The 1,931-nt window shown below is 69.2% G+C and carries 3 protein-coding genes; all 3 read right to left on the reverse strand.

Translation table 11 applies throughout. The features are described from left to right. Positions 1–800 (reverse strand): class I SAM-dependent methyltransferase (locus AC31A1_RS50715; RefSeq protein ID WP_489659801.1); only part of this gene is annotated, 800 nt, incomplete at its 3' end. Continuing rightward, a complete protein-coding gene (locus AC31A1_RS50720) occupies positions 797–1,231 on the reverse strand; it encodes a VOC family protein (protein WP_489659802.1) in 435 nt (144 codons plus the stop codon). The genes AC31A1_RS50715 and AC31A1_RS50720, both read right to left, overlap by 4 nt. After that, complete coding sequence (locus tag AC31A1_RS50725) at positions 1,228–1,719, reverse strand: helix-turn-helix transcriptional regulator (protein WP_489659803.1); 492 nt, start codon at positions 1,717–1,719, stop codon at positions 1,228–1,230. Before AC31A1_RS50725 ends, AC31A1_RS50720 begins: the two co-directional genes overlap by 4 nt. Positions 1,720–1,931 lie beyond the last annotated feature (212 nt).

The raw sequence follows: 1,931 nt of genomic DNA on the forward strand, positions 1-1,931 counted from the left end.
CCGAAATACCGCTCCGCGAGCTCCGCGGCCGGTACATGCCGCACCTCCAGGAACCCGCACTCCCGCCCCAGCGCCAGCATCTGCTCCGGGGTGAAGAAGCTGAGGAACGGTGTCCCCGCCGCACGTGCCCCCCGCACCGCGACCTCCAACTGCGCGCGCTGCTCCGGCTCCACGTCGTCCACGGGTCGGAGGAACGTGGTGACCAGGGTGGAGCCCGGGGCGAGACCGGCGACCCGGCGGAACATGGTGGTGATGGCGTCCAGGGTGAGATACATGGTCACGCCGGTCGCGGCCACGACGGCGGGCCGCCCCATGTCGAGCCCGGCGACGGCCAGTTGACCCCACCAGTCGCCCTCGAAGTCGACCGGCACGAACCGCAGCCAGTCCGGGATGCCGTACCCCAGTTCCGTCAGCCGTCGCCGCTTCCAAGCCTGCGTGCCGGGCTGCTCGACCTCGAACACCCGGAGTTTCGCGCCGAGTTCGGGCCGCCGCTGGGCGAAGGTGTCGAGACCGGCGCCGAGGATGACGTACTGCTCCACCCCCCTCCCGGCCTGCTCCTCCACCACGTCCTCGACATAGCGCGCCCGGGCCACGATCGACGCACGGATACGCCGCGTGGCCTCGACGTCCATGTCGGGACGTTCGCGCCAGTCGCCCCCGGGGTCGGCGAGCCGCAGCCCGACCTCGTCCTCGATGACGTGCGGCGGCGGATCGGCCTGGACGTGCAGGGCCCGCCAGAGGGCGACCCGCACCGCCGTGTGATCCGGCTCGGCCTCCGCCACCGGCTGCTCCAGACTCATCCGAAGTCCTTCGAGAAGTCCAGTTCGGCGCTGCGCTCGGTCAGCGAGTACCAGTTGCCGCTGTCGTCACGGAAGATGGCCTCGATGCCGTACGGCCGCTCGGTCGGCTCCTGGAGGAACTCGACCCCGCGCGACTTGAAGGCCGCGTGATCACCGCGGCAGTCATCGGTGGTGAACGCCCCGGCACCCAGCACACCCTTGCTGACCAGCTTCTTCAGCGCCTCGGCGGACTCGGGGTCGAGGCCCGGCCCGTCCAGGCTCATCAGCGTGAGCGCGAGGCCGGGCTGGTTCTTGGCGCCGACGGTGACCCACCGCATGTCGCCCATCGAGATGTCGTCGCGCACCTCGAAGTCGAGTTTCTCGGTGAAGAAGGCCTTGCTGCGCTGCTGGTCGAAGGTCCACACGGTGGCGATGCCCAAGCCTTGGATCATGACTCCGCACTCCTGTCGGACGAGATTGATGCCGAGGTCGATGTCGAGCCGGCTTCCTGCTCATCACCGTAGGCAGGGCGGACGTCGCGACGCTTCTTCAAAGTTGCGGTGGGGAAACCGCCGGCCCAGAGCATCGCGTAGCACCCGGGGATGAGCGCGGCCCCGCGACCCACGTGCTTGGTCCGGTACTCACTCGGCGTCAGCCCGGTCCGCGCCTTGAACCGCGCCGAGAACGTCCCGAGGCTGCTGAACCCGACCAGATGGCAGATCTCCGTCACCGACAGATCGGCGCTACGGAGCATCTCCTCGGCCCGCTCGATACGCCGATGCGTCAGATACTGCCCGGGCGTCTCGCCGTACGCCTCCTTGAAGGCCCGGATGAAGTGGTACCGCGAATATCCGGCATGCGCAGCCACCACGCCCAGATCGAGCTCCGGCTCGGCCCAGTCGCGATCCATGGCGTCCTTGGCGAGACGCAACTGCCGCATTTTGTCCATGCGACCGATGGTGGCACGCGGCACTGACAACGGCGCCGAGCCGATGAATCCGGCGGTTCCCCTCAATCCAGGCCGACATTAATCAGCCCGTCCGGCGTTTGAGGACGAGGCCCCTTCAGGGCCGATCGGGGGTCCGGGGGCAGAGCCCCCGGCAACGGACCCGCGGCCAAACGCACAACCCAACGCCCGCCCCGCCCCCACAC

It is taken from the genome of Streptomyces sp. P5F9, from assembly GCF_057961495.1.

What these genes read in the sequence shown, in the direction of transcription:
- AC31A1_RS50720 (WP_489659802.1), bottom strand. Translation starts at nt 1,231, where the DNA reads ATGATCCAAGGCTTGGGCATCGCCACCGTGTGGACCTTCGACCAGCAG.
- AC31A1_RS50725 (WP_489659803.1), bottom strand. Translation starts at nt 1,719, where the DNA reads ATGCGGCAGTTGCGTCTCGCCAAGGACGCCATGGATCGCGACTGGGCC.